This is a genomic window from Mucilaginibacter sp. 3215, from assembly GCF_050433785.1.
Taxonomy (GTDB): domain Bacteria; phylum Bacteroidota; class Bacteroidia; order Sphingobacteriales; family Sphingobacteriaceae; genus Mucilaginibacter.
In genome coordinates this window covers 813,023-831,363 of sequence record NZ_JBNPWO010000001.1, presented here as the reverse complement: position 1 = coordinate 831,363, position 18,341 = coordinate 813,023, and the positions used below count along the sequence as shown (strand labels likewise).

The window sequence follows — 18,341 nt, the reverse complement described above, 5'->3', positions numbered from 1 at the left end:
CAATGGTAATTTATTTTGAAAAAATATCAACTGTTCACACTTTTAAAAGTTGAACACTCGTGAGTAAACAGGTTACTTCAGCAACCAACAAGATTTTGTAGCCCCCTTAATGATACCCCGGCGCCAAATGCCACCGGGGTAGTGAAGTGTAATTAGTCAGGGATAATTTATTTATCCCAAAACACAGGGGTATCCAGGTCATCCGCACCCATGCTGGCCACCGCCGCCCTGTAGTTATCGGCATTAATAGCCGCTTCTGTTTGCGGGTAGGTGTACCTGCGTACAAAGTTGCCTTTGATTTGCCTGCCCGGATAGGTATTTGGCGCTAATGCAGGGTACCCACTCCTTCTGAAATTAGCCCATGTTTCCGCGCCGTTTCCAAACGAAGTTATCCAGTACTGCGTATTAATCAGCTTCAAAGCGTTGGCATCAGAATATGCAATCGCCGGGTTATTTAAATAGGCATTTTGAGCATCGCCGCTGATGACAGCGGTAGCATCATAGCTGGTAAATTGATCCAGGGCGGCCTTTACACCATTATTATAATAAGTACTTGCCGTACCTGCTATATATCCCCTAAAAGCCGCCTCGGCCAGTAACAACTGCGTTTGGGCATAGGTTACAAAGAACTGCGGAGCGGTTATTTTACCAAATACGCTGTAATTTACCTGCGAATATTTGAACCCTGATCCGCTCACACCGCGAAATCCGGGCGCTGATGGCAACGTACCGCTGTCATAACCAATTGGCAAACCAAATTGATCAGCTGATACGGTATCAGGCGCAAGGGACAATGCTTTTCCGGGGTCAGCATACATCGCTGAAATATACTTCAGCCTTGGATCGCCGGTAGATTTTAATTGTGTTACAAAAGGCTCGGCAAGATAATAAGTGTTTGTTAACTGTTGAATTTGCTGCGTAACCAGGTTAGGATAGGTATTGTTGTATTTCAGGTAACAGTTATCGGCATTAGATTGCATCACTCCTCCGGTAACAGCTGCCTGAACAATAGTTTTTGCCTTGCCCGGGTCTATTTTAGAATATCGCATGCCTATCCGAAGCAAAAGTGAATAACCCAGGCGTTTCCATTGCGTAATATCTCCTCCATAAAACACATCTCCCTTAACAATATCTTTCGCAGGGTCTAGAGCGGCGGTGGCCGTCGTCAATTCGTTTACCAAGTCGGCATAAATATCCTGTTGTTTATCGTATTTAGGCAAAAAAGCAGAATTGAGGTAAGCCTGGCCAGCCTGGCTATATGGCACATCGCCGTAAGTGTCAACCAGCATCATGTAATTATAAGCCCGCCATATCCTGGTTTCGTTATATAAATTAGACCGGGAAGCGTTGCCTTTGATATCCGGCAGGATATGCTCAAGAAATTTTATGGTGTTTGGATAAGCGTTATTCCACCGCATCACCGTGTAGGTTTGATTTAATACATTGAAGTTAAATGCTGAGGTAACCCCACCAAAAGGATCAATAAACTGCTGAACAACCGTTGGTTCAGTTTCCATTAATGCCGCATATGTTAAAACTTCCGCGTTGGAAAACAAAAACACCGGATCGAGACTGGTAGTGTTATTTGGATTAACGTTCAACTCTCTGAACCCTTTATCGCAACCTGCTGCAGAAAACAGGCAGGCCGCGGACAATATGATCTTTATATATTTTTTCATAATCGTACTCTTTTAAAATTTGACGTTTAGGTTAAAGCCATAAGTCCGTGTTGTAGGCAGCGAACTTTGCTCGTAACCGGTTAAAATATCACCGCTTGATGAGATAGCCTCCGGATCGATATTAGGTGTGTACTTTTTGATGATAAGCACGTTGTGGCATACTGCTGAAAGCACAAGTCCTTTAATAAATTTGGTTTTCATCATTTTCGAAAAGTCATAGCTAACCGATAGGTTCCTCAGCTTGATGAAGTCCGATTTATAAACGAAAGGATCCAGGATGCCCTGCGACCGATAATTGGCATAAAAATCCTCGGCGTTCACTGCAGTTGTATTAGGAGTGCCGTCTGCATTCACCGCGTCAAACGTTACGCCTCCCTCCCTGCCTACCAGCGACTCTTTTGATAACCCTTCCCTCAGGAAATTCAGGTTGGAGCTCGACAATATTTTACCTCCGGTTTTATAATCGATATGCGCCATCAGGGTAAACCTTTTATAAGTAAATGTATTTACCCACCCACCGGTAGCCTTAGGCAACGCGCTGCCGAAAAGCACGGGAGCAGCACTTGCTACGGGCTTACCGCCAGATACGATGATTTTACCATTAGCATCCCTGCGGTAGGTTGAACCCTGGATCTGGTTCAGCGGAAGACCTACCTGGTCGACAATGGAGCCGAAGAATTCTCCTGCGCCCAGCGTCAGTTGATTTTGCCCATTGGCCAGCGCTAAAACTTTAGATGAATTTATGGCCGTATTAAATGCCGAACGCCAGGTGAAGTTTGGTTTTCTGACGGGCACTAACTCCAGCAAAAACTCCATACCACGATTTTGTAACTCGCCAAGGTTTACAATGGTACCGGTATAACCAGACGCGTTGGAAATAGCCACACTTAAGATCTGGTTGGTAGTATGCTTATCATACGCGGCTATATCCAGGTTTACCCGGCTATTGAACATACGCAGTTCAAGCCCTATTTCCTTTTCTTTTACGCTATATGGTTTAATTGCCTGATTTGGCGTAGTAACGTTGCTGATACTTCCCAGCGGAACACCATTAAACGCGTTTTGTGAAAGCGTGAACGTGAGCGAATTGCTGTACGGGTTAATACCGTTAGCACTACCTACGTTAGCATAAGTCGCCCTGATCTTTCCAAAGGTGAGCCATGAAGGCGGGTTCTTTAAAAACTCCGAAAAAACAAAGCTGCCGCTTACGGATGGATAAAAATAATGGTTATGTTCAGGGCTTAGCACCGAGAACCAGTCGTTACGGCCGGTTACATTTAAAAACAAATATGATTTATAGCCAAACTCGGCGGTGCCATAAAGCGAGTTCACAGTTGATTTGGAAACCGCAAAGGCCGAGGTATTGGTTACGCCATTTCCGAGGGTATAAAAATCCCTTACGTAAAAGTTTGTGGCGGTAACGGTATATCCCTGTGACGAAGAGGGGAATGTATTTCCACCTACCGTGGCATCAAAAGAAAATGGGCCCCATTTGTGGCCGCCGCCTAATAAGAAATCGGCATTCAGCGCGCGGTAAGTATTATCATTTGAGTTATAGCTGCCGTTATAAAGGCCAACCGGTGCAGCCGCGTTTGCTAAAGTACCAGTGGGCGAATTTTGCTCGTAATAAGATGGACTATATTCCATATTTACACGGCCCTGTAAATAAAGCCAGTCAAAAAACTGGTATCGCAGGGTAGCGGTACCTAAAAGATGATCTTTAGTTTGCCTGGTAAATTGCTTGTTCATGATCCAGTACGGGTTGGTAAGCGTAGTGAAACGTGATGTGGGCGTTTCATTGCCGTTTGCATCAACCGCGGCGGCTTTTAATACATCCAAACTCACCGAGTTACTATAACGGTACATATAATTAGTAACCGATGAGCCCTGAATACCAATTACCGGTGGATTGTTGTTGTTTTCATGGTCATAGTTCACATAGATCTGCGCAGACAATTTGGGGGTGAAATTATAGTTGAGCCCCAGATTGAAGATCTTTTTATGATAGTCATTGTTAGGTATGATGCCTTGCGCATCCTGGTTTGAATAAGAAAACCTAAAGCTGCCTTTTTCATTACCGCCTGAAAACGCGATGGTATTGGTCCAGGCGTTGGCGAGCCTGAAAAACTTGCTGATCCGGTTTCTTTCGGGCGCGTAAGGGCGTTGAACGCCATCAAACTGGTAGGTAGGCGCATTATCAAATTTTTCCCCAAAGCTCCATGCGCCCGAACTTTGCGCCTGTCCCTGTGTTTTTGGGCGCACGTTATTTTCGCCTTGTCCGTATTCATACTGAAAGTCTGTAAAATCCAGGGCCTTGTTTTGGGTAAAGTTAGAGGTAAACTCAATACCTATCCCGCCATTTTTATTACCGCTTTTGGTAGTAATGATCAACGCGCCATTACTTGCCCTTGAACCGTAAAGCGCCGCGGCTGTAGCTCCTTTTAATACAGTCATCGACTCGATATCGTCCGGGTTGATCTGCTGCATATTATCGCCGAGATCCACCGACTGGGTGTAACCGTTGGTACTTGACGGGCTTTGCGATAAAGGCAGGCCGTTTAATACGATCAGCGGCGCATTATCACCCTGGAACGCTGATTGCCCCCGCAGCCTGATCTTGGTGCTGCCGCCGGGACCACTTGCCGGTGGAGAAATGTCTAAACCGGCGACTTTTCCTTCAAGTGAATTAACAAAGTTTGTTGAACGGTTGGTTGTTATTTCACCAACGCGTATGTTTTCTGCCGCATATCCCAATTTTTTAGACTCGCGCTTTATACCTAGCGCTGTTACTACAATCTCGCTGATAGCAGTTGATTTTGGCTCAAGCGTTACATTCAGCGTAGTGCGCCCGTTAAGGGGCTCGGTTTTTGGGTTGTAGCCTACGTAGCTGAATAGTAAAACAGCGTTATCGGCAGATACCTGGAGTTTGTAATTACCGTTCGCGTCGGTTAAAACACCATTTTTTGTTCCTTTTTCGCTTACGCTAACGCCGATAAGCGGGCCGCCTTTTTCGTCGGTCACTTTACCGGTAACTATTTGTACCCCCACTTCGGGGTTGGTTCGGGCTGCGACGGCGCTTTCCGCCTGCACATGTCCTGCAATCATAAGTGTAAAAAGAACACTTATTGCAATGGACAGCATCATTCCTGATACTTTGATTTCTTTTTCCATAATTTTAGGGTTAATTCAAATTGGCAAATCTTACTTTAACTTCTTTCTCAAAATTGGTAGTTGTGAAAGAACTTCTCGGGGCGGTAACTTTAAAAGCCGCTTTTCATTTTAGTATCGCTTTTTCTTCATGTTATGCAGGGTTTGGGTTTAAAATTGGTTTATATACATGTACTGGTATAATCTATTTATAGTAAACAGTCTAACGACAAGACGCCGACAAGCCCTATTACAGCTACCATGCTTTCCATTACCGTCCATGAGCGAAGTGTTTCCTTTACTGATAACCCGAAATATTCTTTGCATAGCCAAAAAGCTGTATCGTTTACGTGCGAGCCAAACAAGCTGCCCGCTCCGATAGCCAGCACCAGTAAATTGGTATTTACGCCCGCATGTTGAGCTATCGGGAACAACACGCCCGCGGCGGTTACGCCAGCCACCGTAGCCGAGCCGAGGCAAATTCGTAAACAAGCCGTCGCCAGCCACGCCAACAACAAGGGATGCATGGTGCTGCTGACCAGCAAACCGGCAAGGGTATTGCTTAAGTGGCTATCTACAAATACCTGCTTCAGTGCACCCGCGCTGCCAATGATGAGCAATACCATGGCTATATCTTTTACTGCACACACATACCCATCCATTATTTTTGCCAATGACCTGCCTTTACGCAAACCAAGCGTATACGTACTTATAATTACGGTGACCAGTATGGCTATAATTGGTTCGGCGAGCCATTCAGATAAACTCTTTATCAAAGAATTATCCCTAAAAAGCACAGGCAGCGAATGGGCCAGGCAAATCAATACTACAGGTAAAAGAGATGATAGTATGCTGTTAACAATACCCGGTAGTTCATGAACAGGCAAGGCGGCCGAACTATGGGTAAATTGCAAACCGTTAGGCCCAATTTTTTTAAGGGTGGCCGAGAACATCGGTCCTGCGATTATTATAGCAGGAATAGCGATGATCAGCCCATAGCCAAATGTTTTTACTACATCGGCATGAAAAACGCTGATGAGTGTCATTGGCGAAGGATGAGGTGGTAAAAAGCCGTGCATTACAGATAGCGCCGTAAGCATAGGCATTCCCACATACAACAGCGGTAAACGGTAGCTGGAGGCAACCGAAAAAATGATAGGGACCAGCAGTATGAACCCGACATTGTAATACAATGGGATCCCTACAATAAAGCCTGTAAGGGCCATGGCATAGCTTACATATCTGGCACCAAACAAATCATGCATGAAATGGGCTATCCGCTGCGCGGCACCGCTTTCAGCAACCAATTTACCCAGCATGGCACCTAATACAATAATGATCGCTACCGAACCTAAGGTATCGCCCAGTCCTTTATTTATGGATACGATAACCGCTGTAAATGGCATACCGAAAAAGCAGCCCGCCAACAGTGCTACGATAATAAAGGCAAGAAAAGCATTCACTTTTGCCCATGTTATCAGCGCTATAAGCAATAAAATACAAAGAATCAGTATTAATATTGTCATTTACAATCAGGTTAATTTAATGCGAATCGCGGGTTACAACAGATCCTGAATTTCCAACCAGGAAATCCAGATCGGCTCCTTTATCGGCTTGCTGCACATGGCGCTGATACATAGATACGTACCCCCTATCGGTATGATAAGCAGGTTTTTGCCATAACAACCGCCGTCTTTGCAGTTCAACTTCATCTACAAACAGCTCTATTTTTTTGGCTGGTACATCGAGGCATATCAGGTCCCCGTTTTCAACCAGCGCCAGGTTACCGCCGATGGCGGACTCCGGTGAAACATGGAGCACAACCGTACCGTATGCGGTACCGCTCATCCTTCCGTCAGAGATCCTTACCATATCTGTAATACCTTTATCCAGCAGTTTTTTTGGCAGCACCATATTGCCAACTTCGGGCATGCCGGGATAACCTACCGGCCCGACATTTTTAAGCACCATCACACAGGTTTCGTCAATATCAAGTTGCGGGTCGTCAACCCTTGCGTGATAGTCTTCAATAGTTTCGAAAACCACTGCCCGACCAGTATGCTGCATCAGTGCTGGCGTTGCTGCCGAAGGCTTGATGACAGCACCATTTACGGCGAGGTTCCCTTTTAAAACGGCTATACCGGCCTCAGGGATAATTGGGGTATTATATGCTGCAATAACCTCATTATTATAGCAGATACCCTCGCCTTTGATGTTTTCCGCGTGCGATTTACCCGTTACGGTTATTGCACCCATATCCAGCTCATTGCTCAGTTCTTTCAAGATCACCGGTAACCCGCCTGCATAGTAGAAATCTTCCATCAGGTATTTTCCGGAAGGCATGAGGTTGAGTAACAAAGGTATTCTGCTGCCCAGCCTGTCAAAATCGTCCAGGCACAGGTCTACCCCGATACGCCCGGCAATTGCCGTAAGATGTATAATGAAATTGGTTGACCCTCCTATTGCCGCGTTTACTTTAATAGCGTTTTCGAAAGCGGCACGTGTAAGAACTTTTGATATCGTTAAACCTTCCTTTACCATTTCAACGATACGCCTGCCGGATAGCTGCGCCAGTACTTTTTTCCTGGAGTCGACCGCCGGGGTAGCCGCGGCCTGCGAAAGGCACATGCCAAGCGACTCAACCATACAGGCCATAGTAGACGCGGTACCCATCGTCATACAATGGCCTGCACTTCTTGACATGCAGCTTTCAGCAGCAAGGTATTCATCGCTGGTTATTTTACCGGTTTTGAGGTCGTCGGTCAGCTTCCATACCGCTGTGCCCGATCCGATATCAGCGCCGCGATATTTACCGTTGAGCATTGGCCCGCCCGGCACTACGATGGTAGGTAAGCCTACGCTGGCCGCTCCCATCATGGTAGATGGCGTAGTTTTGTCGCAGCCGGTCAGCAGCACCACTCCATCTATCGGGTTGCCCCGTATTGACTCTTCCGCATCCATACTGGCCAGGTTCCTGAAAAGCATAGCGGTTGGTTTAAGCAAAGTTTCGCCTAAGGACATGATGGGAAACTCTACCGGGAAACCGCCTGCTTCGTAAACCCCGCGTTTAACAGCTTCGGCAAGGTCCCGTAGGTGTGCATTGCAAGGGGTTAGCTCCGACCAGGTGTTGCAGATCCCGATGACCGGTCTTCCGTCGAAAAGGTCGGCAGGCATACCCTGGTTTTTCATCCAACTCCTGTATAAGAACCCCATTTTACCTGTTTTTCCAAACCAATCGGCACTTCTGAACTGTGACATTTTATTTTCTTTTATAATTTTATTTAATTGATATCGTTGCCCTGGTGCAATTATTTGCCCACCAGGTTTGTAAGTGTTCCTATATTGCTTATTGTAATACTAATCACATCGCCGTAGTTAAGTGTGAAAGAATCCGGCGGCACTATACCGGTACCTGTCATCAGGTATGCACCTGCGGGAAATGACATCTCCATAAACAGGTAACCGGCAAGCTCCTGGTGCGTACGCTTCATCCTGCTGATCAATATGGTGTCGGCAAATACCTGAACATTATCTCTCATTATTTCAATTTGAATTTCGGTGTCAGGCGGGATAGCTGTTCCCGGCACATAAAGACACGGGCCAACCGCGGCGGCTCCGTCGTATGATTTAGCCTGAGGAAGATATAAGGGATTTTCTCCTTCGATATCTCTTGAGGACATGTCATTGCCAATCATATAACCCTCAATAGCCCCCGCGCTGCAAATGAACAATACCAACTCGGGCTCCGGAACGTTCCATTCCGAATCTTTCCGGATGCGAACCGTTCCACCGGGGCCAACCGCGCGGGATGCCGACGATTTAAAAAAGATCTCGGGACGTTCGGCATTGTAAACCCTTGCATAGAAATCACCTCCACCTGCATCTTTAGATTCTTCCATCCGGGCATCTTTACTGCGCAGATAAGTGACGCCCGACGCCCAGATCTCCTGACCGGCAATGGGAGTACATAATTGTTCCAGATCATGGGCCAGCAACGGGTTGGCTGAAATGTTTTGGAGATCTTTTAAAACTTCGCTGTGCAGCGTTTCACGGTTTATAAAACTGTCCCAGTTCCAATCCGGCGAACTGTATAACAGACCGGCGTATTTTACAATAACTTTATCGTTGGTTTTAAATATATGCATAGCTATTTATTGCTGTCCGGCGTTTATGCGGCAGTTATTTCGTTATCAAAAAAATGTAACAAATCGGTTACTTGGTTATGTACAAAGAATGCTAAAGCAAATCGCTTAAGCTTCCAAAAAAACACAGCGTTGATTTTTGCACAAAAAACTTAGCTTAAAAACCCAGTGCCCTTTCATTTCTCAGCAGGATTGTGCGCCGGACCGGGCTTTCTTTTGTGCCAGTAAGACGCCAGTAAAGAACCTGTAATATTCATGAAAGTTGAAAAGATGACCGGGGCAAGGCCGAGCGTAGCGATTTTTCCCATCCCTTTGGCAAGCCCGGCGGCCATACCCCCGTTTTGCATCCCTACTTCTATAGCGATGGTACGACAATCACGTTCTTCCATTCCAAATGCCTTTGCCGACCAAAAGCCAAGCAAATAGCCCCCAATATTATGCAGCAGTACCAATACCGCCAGCAATAGGCCAACTTTAAGCAGGCTTTCTCTCCCCGCGGCTGTTATAATAATAATGATACAGATAATCCCTCCCATGGATATCATGGGCATTATCCTTTTTAGCCATGTACTGCGTGTTTTGGCTATTGAAGAAAACAGCACACCCAAAGCAATAGGTATCATGACCATCTTAAAAATATCCGCCACCATTAACCAGGGGTCTATTTTAATAAGCGGACCGGCAAGTAAATTCATTAAAAATGGTGTCAATACCGGCGATAGCATGGTGGAAATGCTGGTTATAGTAACCGAGAGCGCCAGGTTTGCCCTCGCCAGATAGGATACCACATTGGATGCCATGCCGTTAGGGCAACAACCGATCAGTATAATGCCGGCCGCTATCTCGGCAGGCATTCCGGCTAATTTTACGCTCAATGTCGCGATGCTGAAGCCAAGTAAGGGCATTATAATAAAATGGCTCACCACCCCTATAATGATTCCTCCGGGCGACTTTAACACGCCAACAAAATCCTGATAATGCATGGAAGTGCCCATGCCAAACATGATGAGCTGTATTAGCGGGATAATAAGTGTGGCATATTTAAAATTGCCATAACTGATAAAAAAACCAGGATAATAAAGCGCCATGGCCGCCCCGCCAAAAATCAATACCGTATAAGAAAAGCTTTTGGTTTTTGGCGAAGCACAGAGGCTTACTGCAAGCAGTATAAAAAAAGCAAGTACATAAGGCCCTGTGTATCCAAGGCCTTTAGGTATCACAATAAGTACAGCGGCAAACGCAGCGATGGTTAACGTGATAGTGACTTTGAAAAAAGTATTCATACCCGGCATTGATCAAGCAAAGAAAGGGACTCCGGGCATCGCATATTTCTTCAACCCTTCCTCGTTGATCTCAACACCCACTCCGGGCTTGTCAGATAGCACCAGGAAACCTTTCTCAATAAAGGGTTTATCGTATTGTACTATTTCCTTCCACTTTGGCTCGGTATCGCTCAACGTTTGCCATTCCAGGATATGGAAATTGGGTACCGAGGCACAAACATGCGCGGTTGCCATAGCCCCCAGGAAAGATCCTACCATGTGCGGCGAAAACGGCACGTAATATAAGTTGGCAAGGTTGGCTATCCGCTGCCCCTCGCCCAGCCCGCCGCATTTTTGAAGATCGGGCATCACAATATCAATTCCGGCTTCCGAAAGCAGCCTGGTATAACCATAAGCCAGGTAAAAATTTTCCCCGGCACAAATAGGTGTGCTGGTTTCCTGGGTTATAGTTTTGTACACATCAATATTATCTGCAGGTACCGGTTCTTCCAGCCACATTAAATTTAGAGGTTCCATCATTTTTGCAACCCTGCGGCCGGTTGTAGCATCGTAACGGCCGTGCATATCTACACATATATCAATGTTTGGCCCAACCTCTTTCCTCACTGCTGCTATGGCATTATACATCCTGTCGAGTTCGGCGTTACTGGCAGTCCAGTTATAGCGGTCAAATTTATTGGGATCACGGGCATCGTCAATATCAAATTTCACGGCAGTGTATCCGCGATTAACCGCACCGCGCGCGGCCTTGGCATAATCTTCGGGCACCGGGTTTGTGGCTGTGTATAATTCCGTATCACAATAAACACGGCATTTATCGCGGTATTTGCCGCCTAATAACTGGTAAACCGGTAAGCCCAAAGCTTTGCCTGTAAGGTCCCAAAGAGCCGCCTCAACCGCAGTGAGCACGGCCACAAACATGCCGGATTGCGCACCGGAAAAAAAGTTAGCTTTCCTGATCTCCTCGGCTATCCGGTTTGGGTTTAGTGGACTCCGGCCTTTCAGCATCCATTCCAACCGTTTAACCAGGTAATAAGTTCCCGCTATGGCATCAACACCTTCGCCCGAACCCCAGATGCCCTGGTTGGTGTATATTTTTACAAAAAGCCCCCCGCCCGCGTAGGCGCACTTAACTTCTGTAATTTTAAGGTCGGATGGGGATGATGCCTGCGGGGTGCGCTCTTTGGCATCTATTAACCCTTGCCCAAATGTTTTATTTAATGGTGCCGCTAATACGGCGGCACCGGCTAATACAGTTTTCGAAAGAAAGCTGCGCCTGTTTTGATAGTTTGACATATTTTATATTTAGGATAGATTTATTTACCAGGTCCGGTTTTTCAGGATGTTTTGAATTTGCTCTTTAGGCACCGGCAATTCATTAATATGTTGGTTAAGCCATGCAAAAAAATCTTTTTCGATATCCGGGCTCCACCGGGCGTCTATTTGCCCGGCTGTGTATTTACCTTCTTTTAACCGCAGGTGGCCAAACATATCCCGTAACCTCACCACTTCGGAGGTGGTCACTACCTTTTCGGCCAGGTGCGGCGGGATAAACATGACTACGCCATTCTCGCCCAAAACCACATCTCCGGGCATTACGGTAGCCTGCTTGATCCTGGTAGGCTGATTGATCCCGACAATCATGGTGTTCAGGTCGCCGGGCGGGTTATGGTACGATGGATCATAGCTTTCTACAAAGGATGTAAAGCCGCCTATCTCTTTTAATCCCCGCAGATCCCTCACCGCGCCGTTATAAACTATACCGTTACCGGTTTTCGCGTAGATAGCGTTACCGACGTTATCGCCAATGGTAGGCCCGTTTTTATGAGCCCCAAACTGATCGGCCACGTACACATCGCCTTTTACCAGCAGGTCTACCGGCCAGGTGTTTTGCCCTTTTTTTCCCTGGGTTTTGCCCCTGTCGTCAATAGCTTTCCATACATCGGGGCGCGCAGGCATGAAAACCGCGGTTACCGCGCGGCCAACCAAAACGCTATCCGGGTTTATTACCAGCCAGTTTTCGGTGAGTTGGTAGCCGTAGCCTGCGTTTTTTAAAACGGCCCAGGCTTCTTCAATACTAACGTGCTTCATCCGGGCCAAAATATTGTCGGATACCTTCGGACGCCCGTCGGCAAAGCGCTCACCCTTCCATTCCGGAGTAAGGAAAAGCAACTCGTCCCTGGATATTTGTTGCGCGAAGGCGTGATGAAAAAACAAACAGCATTGCAGCAATGCAATACCCGCAATACGGCAAAGAAGAAAACATTTTCTCATCGTAATAAATTTAAAACGCACACTATTAAGGGGAGTAGCGGCTTTGGTGTTGGTTGTAACTGGTTATAATACTTACAAAGTATCATAATATTTAACCCGGAAAATACCATTAAAAAACAGCGTTGGTTTTTATACAAATTTTAGTTTTGTAATGTGTAAACTTGCTTTCAATGGGCGCCCCCTGTTGGATGCCCGATAACCGTTGCAGTACAGAGGCGGCAGCAACGTATACCAATTATTATACTGAATGAATCAATTGATACTTCAGCAGGGCATATCTAAAGAACTTATGCATTTTCCGCATATTCTGGAGTTTACCCACAAAAAGAACAATACTATCCAACTCAATTCCTTTAACAGCAACGTTACGGACTGCATTTGCCTGTATTATATTTTAGAGGGAAAATTCACATGGATGATTGACTTACAACAACATACCTTATATCCAGGCGATTTTGCCGTAGTATTGCCTGGGCAACGCATTGGCGGCGAAAGCGGAATATTAAATATCGGCGCGCTATTTGGGTTAAAGATCTCTACCGAAGATTGTGGAAAGATTTTGCTGGGTAAATGGAGCGGGCTTACTAAAAAGGAAAAACTATCCATCAATCAGATTTTGCTTGTAAATAAGCAACAGCTTGTTTTGAAACTAAAAGAAGCGCAGGTTTTAATGCATAATTTACAACTGGAACTGCAAAATGAGGAAGTGGGCTTTTACACACGTGTAAACCAGCTGCTTGATGAGCTTTTTGTGTTGATAAGCAGGCAGTTGATCAGGCAAAACAATTCCAGGAGAGACTTCCCTCAAACATTCCTGAAGCTGGAGCAAACGTTGCGGCAAAACCTTGCCCACCAATGGACGGTGGAAGAAATGGCCGCACTGACAGGCATGGGGACTACTGCCTTCACGGAAAAAGTAAAAAACTATTCAGGCTTTTCACCTCTAAACTATTTAATCAACATAAGGATAACCGAAGCCACCAAACTGCTTAAAAAAAACGAGGTAAATGTTACCGACATAGCGCTGAGCACAGGATTTTATTCGTCTCAGCATTTTTCCACAACCTTTAAAAAACTTACCGGGTACACCCCAAGCGAGTTCAGAAAAAAATAAAACACCAGATCATCAATATACATCATGAATTGTATTATCATCATAGAAATGGGCACAGACGCTGTAAGGGTCTTCGCCTTTGATCTTTCCGGTAACTTGATCAGTTCGTCAAAGGGGCATTATCCCACCTTTCATGAACAACCTGACCATAGCGAACAGGACCCTGAGCAGATGTTTATTACCATGCTCTACATTTTGAAAAATCTGCTTAATGAAAAGATCTACCCAAAAAAATATACCGTAACCTGTATCTGCTTTGGCTCATCTATGCACAGTTTACTGGCGGTGGATAAGGATGGCATACCGTTAGGCAACGCTATTACCTGGGCTGATAACCGGGGCAAAAAAGAGGCCGCAGAACTTAAACAAAGCGGCCTGGGCGAGGAGATTTACAGGGCTACCGGCACTCCCATCCACCCGATGTCGTCGTTAATTAAAATTGCCTGGATGAAAAACCACGAACCCAAAAAATTCAAACAGGCCCAAAAGTTTATGCCTATAAAAAGCTATATCATTCAGCAACTAACAGGAGACTGTGTGATAGATTACAGTATAGCATCTGCAACAGGCCTGATGAATATTCATGAATTAACCTGGGATGAGGCTGCATTGGAGTTTGCCGGCATAACACCACAGGAGCTTCCGGATCTGCACCCGGTTTTCTATTCGGGGGTAACGCTGAAAAAAGAATATCAAAGGGTTTTAAAACTGTCGCCAACGGTTAAAATCCTGATTGGATCAAGTGATGGTTGCCTGGCTACACTGGGCGCGGGCGTTTGGGAAAACAGTATGGCCACTATTACCATTGAAGATAGCGGCGCGTTCCGGATCATTGGCGATAAAATAATAGAAGACCCCAAACAGCAGATTTTCAACTATCTGCTTACCGATAAGCATATCATCACCGGGGGGCCTACAAGTAACGGTGGTGTGATATTCAATTGGTTTGCGAAACAATTTGGTGATTTTCGGGAGGCTTTTGATATCGATCAATCAATGGAAATGCTGATAGAGGAAGCTGCGGGTGTCGAAGTCGGCTCGGGCGGTTTGATCTTTCTTCCCTTTTTGCACGGCGAACGGGCTCCTATCTGGAACCCCAATTCGAGGGGGTGTTATTTTGGCGTTAACATCAGGCACGAGCGCAAACACTTTATACGGGCCACCATTGAGGGTATCTTATATGAGATGTACAGTATTGGGCGTACGCTGGAAAAACACCGTCATATCGAAAGCCTGTCTATCAACGGCAGTTTCGCGTCTATACCCTTTTGCACTCAAATTATAGCCGACCTGTTTAATAAACCCGTAAGCACACTTAACCATGCGGATAGCATAGGCAAAGGTGCGTTCCTGCTAAGCGCGACCGAGATGGGTATTTATCCTTCTTTAGAAGAAGCCTCCAAAACGGTAACCATGCATCAAACCTATTTGCCCAACGCGGAAAACCACAAGGTGTATGCCCAATATTTTAAAGTATTTGAAAGTCTGATAACAAAAGTCGCTGATGAATTTGACGCTATTTCTGATTTGCAACAACGGTATAGTCAATAAATTAACAAGGTGGCCGGGGCCGGGCTGGGATTGACACAGTTTATTTTACAGCCCCAGTTTTAGCTCAACTTTAGGATATTTGAAACAGTTAGTTACCTTTTGTTTTTAACTCCAAAGTGGTTGCCAGTGAATCGAGTTTTACTGTGGCTAAGTCAAGATTAATACCCGTTGAATCCTGATGAAATTTAACTTTTTTACCATGCAGTACCCTGCAATATGTAATAGTTTGTTTAACAGGCGGTAATTTAATGACAGTATCTCCCGCCGGCATTTTCAGCACGTGGATATATATTTTATCCCCCCTGCTTGTGGCTCCGTAAAAATCATCAACAGGTTGAAAAGGCCCCGGACGCGTTTGATATATGCTCTCGCCATTTTTTGCTAACCACTGCCCCACTTCTCTCAGGCGATCAACATGAGCAGAAGGAATAACACCGTCCGGATCCGGTCCAACATTTAATAACATATTTCCACCGCGGTCAACGGTATTAACAAGCATGTTTATAATCTTTTTCAGCGGCATCAATCGCTGAGCTTTATTGTATCCCCAACTGGTTTCGTTAAGGTTCAAGCATTTTTCCCAAGGGAAGGGAATAATAGGCCCTTTAACATCCGCGCCACCTTCGTCGGTCTGGAAATCTCCCACCATCCCTGATCTTGGATTAATGACCACATCCGGGTTATAGCTACGTACCATAGCATTAAGTTTTAATGGTTCCCAAAACCAGGCTGCGTCGGCATCTGTACCTTTATGCGCCAGCCAGCCGCCATCATACCATAAAATATCTATTTTACCGTAATTTTTCATTAGCTCTTCTACCTGCCCATATGTTTGTTTTTTGAGCAAGGCAGCATTGTCAGGAAACCCCTTGGGGTCGAAATAACCAGGAAAACGCCAATCCAGAGGAGAATAATAAATGCCTACATAAAGGCCTGCTTTACGGCACGCATCAGTATACTCCTTTACAAAATCACGGTGAGCGGCAGTTTCCCAACTATCAAAATGCCGGTAACTTGAGGGGCTGTTCCAAAGGGCAAAGCCATCGTGATGGCGGCTAACCATTACCATATACTTCATACCTGCCTCTTTGGCTACCTTAGCCCACTCTGTGGCGCTAAAATGTTTTGGGTTAAACTGATCGGCTAACCTGGCATATTCCTCTGCCGGTATCTTTTGATTGAACATGGTCCATTCACCCGTGGCTGGAATTGCATATAAGCCCCAATGTATGAACATCCCAAATTTCTGATCTTCCCACCATTGCATCTTTTCGGGAGGAAGGTTAGAACCAGGACCCGACACACCCTGCCCTGCACCCTTTAATGCAGGGTACACCTTACCTTTTTCCATTGATTTTCGTTCTGCGTCGCTCATTTGCTGGCTCTTTACCATAAAAGAATGGCTCAATAGTGTTAGCAGCAAGCAAGCAGCTTTGATTGTTGTTTTTTTGTTAAACATAATTAGGGCTTTCGTACAGTAACAATTCAGCCAAATAGCGATGGTTTAAACCTTTTGTATAAAACCCAACGTTTTTCAGGACGGTTTAATAATAAGGTATACGCCACGCTAAATTAATTAAAGCCGGCGACGCAGAATTACCTAAACCAGACTTTATTTTATACAAAAACGACCTCCTGCCGGCGTCCCTTCCAGCTCTGCAAAAACTCGTCACTTCCGATATGTAAGCGTTTTTGCCTGGTTACAATGCAAAACCATTGCCCATCTCCAATAGAAAATGAAGTTGTCAAGCGTAAGAAAATATATATTGATATATGAGCCTTAGATTACATTACATTTATTAATTTGCCTGGCTCCGATCTGTTCAATATGATTGCTATTATAAATATCATTTTCTGTCTTTCTTTTCTGGTTTTCGCTTACCTTAACCTGAACGATGTCGATCCATGGCTTTGGGTACCAATCTACCTTAGTGCGGCGGTGTGTTGCGGGCTGGTAGTTTTTCACCAGGTTTATCCGAGGTTGTATCTATGCTTGATCGCGATATATCTTGTTCATGCAGGTATCATTTATTTTTCTAAAGATGGTGTCCGCGACTGGATAACGAAATATAACAGGCCAAGTTTGGTAGAAACGATGCAGGCAGACAAGCCTTATATAGAAAAAACGAGGGAGTTCTTTGGCCTGCTGATAATTGCCGGCGCATTGCTCATCAATTATATCGCGGCCTGAGCAACACAGATCGGTCAACCCTGATGATTTGAAGATATGTTCACTTATGATATAGAAAAATTTAAGCCCCTGCTTACAGATCTCATTGCAAGGCATGTAAGCCCGGATGCAAAAGACTGGCTGCTGGCCCAGGGAGCCCATGCTGCATCTGCTGCAGCATTTAACGCTACCTTCGCCGCTTTGCCGCGTAAGACAGGAAAAGCTCCGGTCAATGCCGGTACTGAAAACGAAGCTGGTTTATCGGCTATCCGTAAAGATTTTTCGATCGCAGGATGGTCGGTTGACAGGCTTGCCAGGGTATGGCTGTTGTTAACGCTTGACACCACCGATAAAGATCGTTATCAGCGGAACATCGAGAACTTATTCTTAGCTGCTGAAATGAACGAATTGGTGGCTTTATATTCGGCTTTACCTCTGCTTGCTTACGCCCCGATATGGGTACAACGCTGTACGGAAGGCAACCGCAGTAATCTGGGCGTTGTGCTCGAAGCGATCATGTATCGCAACCCCTACCCTGCGGAAAACCTGCCCGAGCCGGCCTGGAACCAAATGGTGCTAAAGGCACTTTTCACCGAAAAAAAGCTGGAACTGATCACGGGATTGGACCAGCGTGCCAATGCCAGCCTTGCACATACATTGATCGATTACGCGCGAGAGCGCTGGTCAGCCGGCCGGAGTACAGATCCTATGCTATGGCGATTAGTAAGTCGCTTTATGGATGATGCTATACTGCAGGACATCCGGGAAGGATTACCGGGCTTAGGCGAACTTGAAAGGGAAGCAGTGGCATTAGCTATTGCCGAAAGCAGCTTTCAGCCCGCAAAAGAGTTGTTGAAAGTTGGTCCTTTAAAAGTGGTGACCGGCGGAAAAACGAGTTGGAACGAATTTATTAACGATACAAAAAATTAATTTTGGGATATGTGTTGCAGCAATTTTGAAAACAGAGAGCAAATACCTGGC

Annotated in this window: 13 protein-coding genes; 4 read left to right on the top strand and 9 right to left on the bottom strand. The window is 45.6% G+C overall.

Translation table 11 applies throughout. The features are described 5' to 3' along the window. Positions 1-167 precede the first annotated feature (167 nt). The 8 genes from ABIC84_RS03480 to ABIC84_RS03445 form a co-directional block, all read right to left on the bottom strand. Positions 168-1,679, bottom strand: a complete 1,512-nt coding sequence (locus tag ABIC84_RS03480; protein WP_429262673.1) for a SusD/RagB family nutrient-binding outer membrane lipoprotein — start codon at positions 1,677-1,679, stop codon at positions 168-170. A gap of 12 nt (positions 1,680-1,691) precedes the next feature. Then, complete coding sequence (locus ABIC84_RS03475) at positions 1,692-4,850, bottom strand: SusC/RagA family TonB-linked outer membrane protein (RefSeq protein WP_429262672.1); 3,159 nt, start codon at positions 4,848-4,850, stop codon at positions 1,692-1,694. Between the two features lie 185 nt (positions 4,851-5,035). Beyond that, entirely contained in the window at positions 5,036-6,352 is a 1,317-nt protein-coding gene (locus ABIC84_RS03470) for a gluconate:H+ symporter (protein ID WP_429262671.1), read from the bottom strand. Between the two features lie 16 nt (positions 6,353-6,368). After that, positions 6,369-8,084, bottom strand: coding sequence for an IlvD/Edd family dehydratase (locus tag ABIC84_RS03465; protein WP_429262670.1), 1,716 nt, complete (start codon positions 8,082-8,084; stop codon positions 6,369-6,371). Between the two features lie 50 nt (positions 8,085-8,134). After that, on the bottom strand, positions 8,135-8,971 hold the full coding sequence (locus tag ABIC84_RS03460; protein ID WP_426587305.1) for a fumarylacetoacetate hydrolase family protein: 837 nt from the start codon (positions 8,969-8,971) through the stop codon (positions 8,135-8,137). A gap of 173 nt (positions 8,972-9,144) precedes the next feature. Further along, positions 9,145-10,251 carry a bile acid:sodium symporter family protein gene (locus ABIC84_RS03455; protein ID WP_426587303.1) on the bottom strand — a complete coding sequence of 369 codons (1,107 nt, stop codon included), beginning with the start codon at positions 10,249-10,251 and terminating at the stop codon, positions 9,145-9,147. 12 nt (positions 10,252-10,263) lie between these two features. Beyond that, positions 10,264-11,547, bottom strand: coding sequence for a mandelate racemase/muconate lactonizing enzyme family protein (locus ABIC84_RS03450; RefSeq protein WP_429262669.1), 1,284 nt, complete (start codon positions 11,545-11,547; stop codon positions 10,264-10,266). A gap of 24 nt (positions 11,548-11,571) precedes the next feature. Continuing rightward, positions 11,572-12,525: an RraA family protein gene (locus ABIC84_RS03445; RefSeq protein WP_429262668.1), complete on the bottom strand. Its 954-nt coding sequence runs from the start codon at positions 12,523-12,525 to the stop codon at positions 11,572-11,574. Between the two features lie 247 nt (positions 12,526-12,772). Here ABIC84_RS03445 and ABIC84_RS03440 point away from each other — a divergent pair, with 247 nt between their 5' ends. Together ABIC84_RS03440 and ABIC84_RS03435 are read left to right on the top strand one after the other, a co-directional pair. Further along, a complete protein-coding gene (locus ABIC84_RS03440) occupies positions 12,773-13,639 on the top strand; it encodes an AraC family transcriptional regulator (RefSeq protein WP_429262667.1) in 867 nt (288 codons plus the stop codon). Positions 13,640-13,663: 24 nt separating this feature from the next. After that, a complete protein-coding gene (locus tag ABIC84_RS03435; protein WP_429262666.1) occupies positions 13,664-15,190 on the top strand; it encodes a gluconokinase in 1,527 nt (508 codons plus the stop codon). Positions 15,191-15,278: 88 nt separating this feature from the next. On the opposite strand, the gene ABIC84_RS03430 is transcribed toward ABIC84_RS03435, so the two are convergent. Next, positions 15,279-16,565 carry an alpha-L-fucosidase gene (locus ABIC84_RS03430; RefSeq protein WP_429262665.1) on the bottom strand — a complete coding sequence of 429 codons (1,287 nt, stop codon included), beginning with the start codon at positions 16,563-16,565 and terminating at the stop codon, positions 15,279-15,281. Between the two features lie 453 nt (positions 16,566-17,018). On the opposite strand from ABIC84_RS03430, the gene ABIC84_RS03425 reads away from it, so the two are divergent. Together ABIC84_RS03425 and ABIC84_RS03420 are read left to right on the top strand one after the other, a co-directional pair. Beyond that, positions 17,019-17,381 (top strand): transmembrane 220 family protein, encoded by a 363-nt coding sequence (locus ABIC84_RS03425; RefSeq protein WP_429262664.1) that lies wholly within the window; start codon positions 17,019-17,021, stop codon positions 17,379-17,381. Between the two features lie 36 nt (positions 17,382-17,417). After that, positions 17,418-18,290, top strand: coding sequence for an EboA domain-containing protein (locus tag ABIC84_RS03420; RefSeq protein ID WP_429262663.1), 873 nt, complete (start codon positions 17,418-17,420; stop codon positions 18,288-18,290). The last annotated feature ends 51 nt before the right edge of the window (positions 18,291-18,341 follow it).

Bases quoted from the DNA above. Each gene is read 5' to 3' on its own strand.
- ABIC84_RS03480 (WP_429262673.1), bottom strand. From the start codon at position 1,679: ATGAAAAAATATATAAAGATCATATTGTCCGCGGCCTGCCTGTTTTCT.
- ABIC84_RS03475 (WP_429262672.1), bottom strand. From the start codon at position 4,850: ATGGAAAAAGAAATCAAAGTATCAGGAATGATGCTGTCCATTGCAATA.
- ABIC84_RS03470 (WP_429262671.1), bottom strand. From the start codon at position 6,352: ATGACAATATTAATACTGATTCTTTGTATTTTATTGCTTATAGCGCTG.
- ABIC84_RS03465 (WP_429262670.1), bottom strand. From the start codon at position 8,084: ATGTCACAGTTCAGAAGTGCCGATTGGTTTGGAAAAACAGGTAAAATG.
- ABIC84_RS03460 (WP_426587305.1), bottom strand. From the start codon at position 8,971: ATGCATATATTTAAAACCAACGATAAAGTTATTGTAAAATACGCCGGT.
- ABIC84_RS03455 (WP_426587303.1), bottom strand. From the start codon at position 10,251: ATGAATACTTTTTTCAAAGTCACTATCACGTTAACCATCGCTGCGTTT.
- ABIC84_RS03450 (WP_429262669.1), bottom strand. From the start codon at position 11,547: ATGTCAAACTATCAAAACAGGCGCAGCTTTCTTTCGAAAACTGTATTA.
- ABIC84_RS03445 (WP_429262668.1), bottom strand. From the start codon at position 12,525: ATGAGAAAATGTTTTCTTCTTTGCCGTATTGCGGGTATTGCATTGCTG.
- ABIC84_RS03440 (WP_429262667.1), top strand. From the start codon at position 12,773: ATGAATCAATTGATACTTCAGCAGGGCATATCTAAAGAACTTATGCAT.
- ABIC84_RS03435 (WP_429262666.1), top strand. From the start codon at position 13,664: ATGAATTGTATTATCATCATAGAAATGGGCACAGACGCTGTAAGGGTC.
- ABIC84_RS03430 (WP_429262665.1), bottom strand. From the start codon at position 16,565: ATGAGCGACGCAGAACGAAAATCAATGGAAAAAGGTAAGGTGTACCCT.
- ABIC84_RS03425 (WP_429262664.1), top strand. From the start codon at position 17,019: ATGATTGCTATTATAAATATCATTTTCTGTCTTTCTTTTCTGGTTTTC.
- ABIC84_RS03420 (WP_429262663.1), top strand. From the start codon at position 17,418: ATGTTCACTTATGATATAGAAAAATTTAAGCCCCTGCTTACAGATCTC.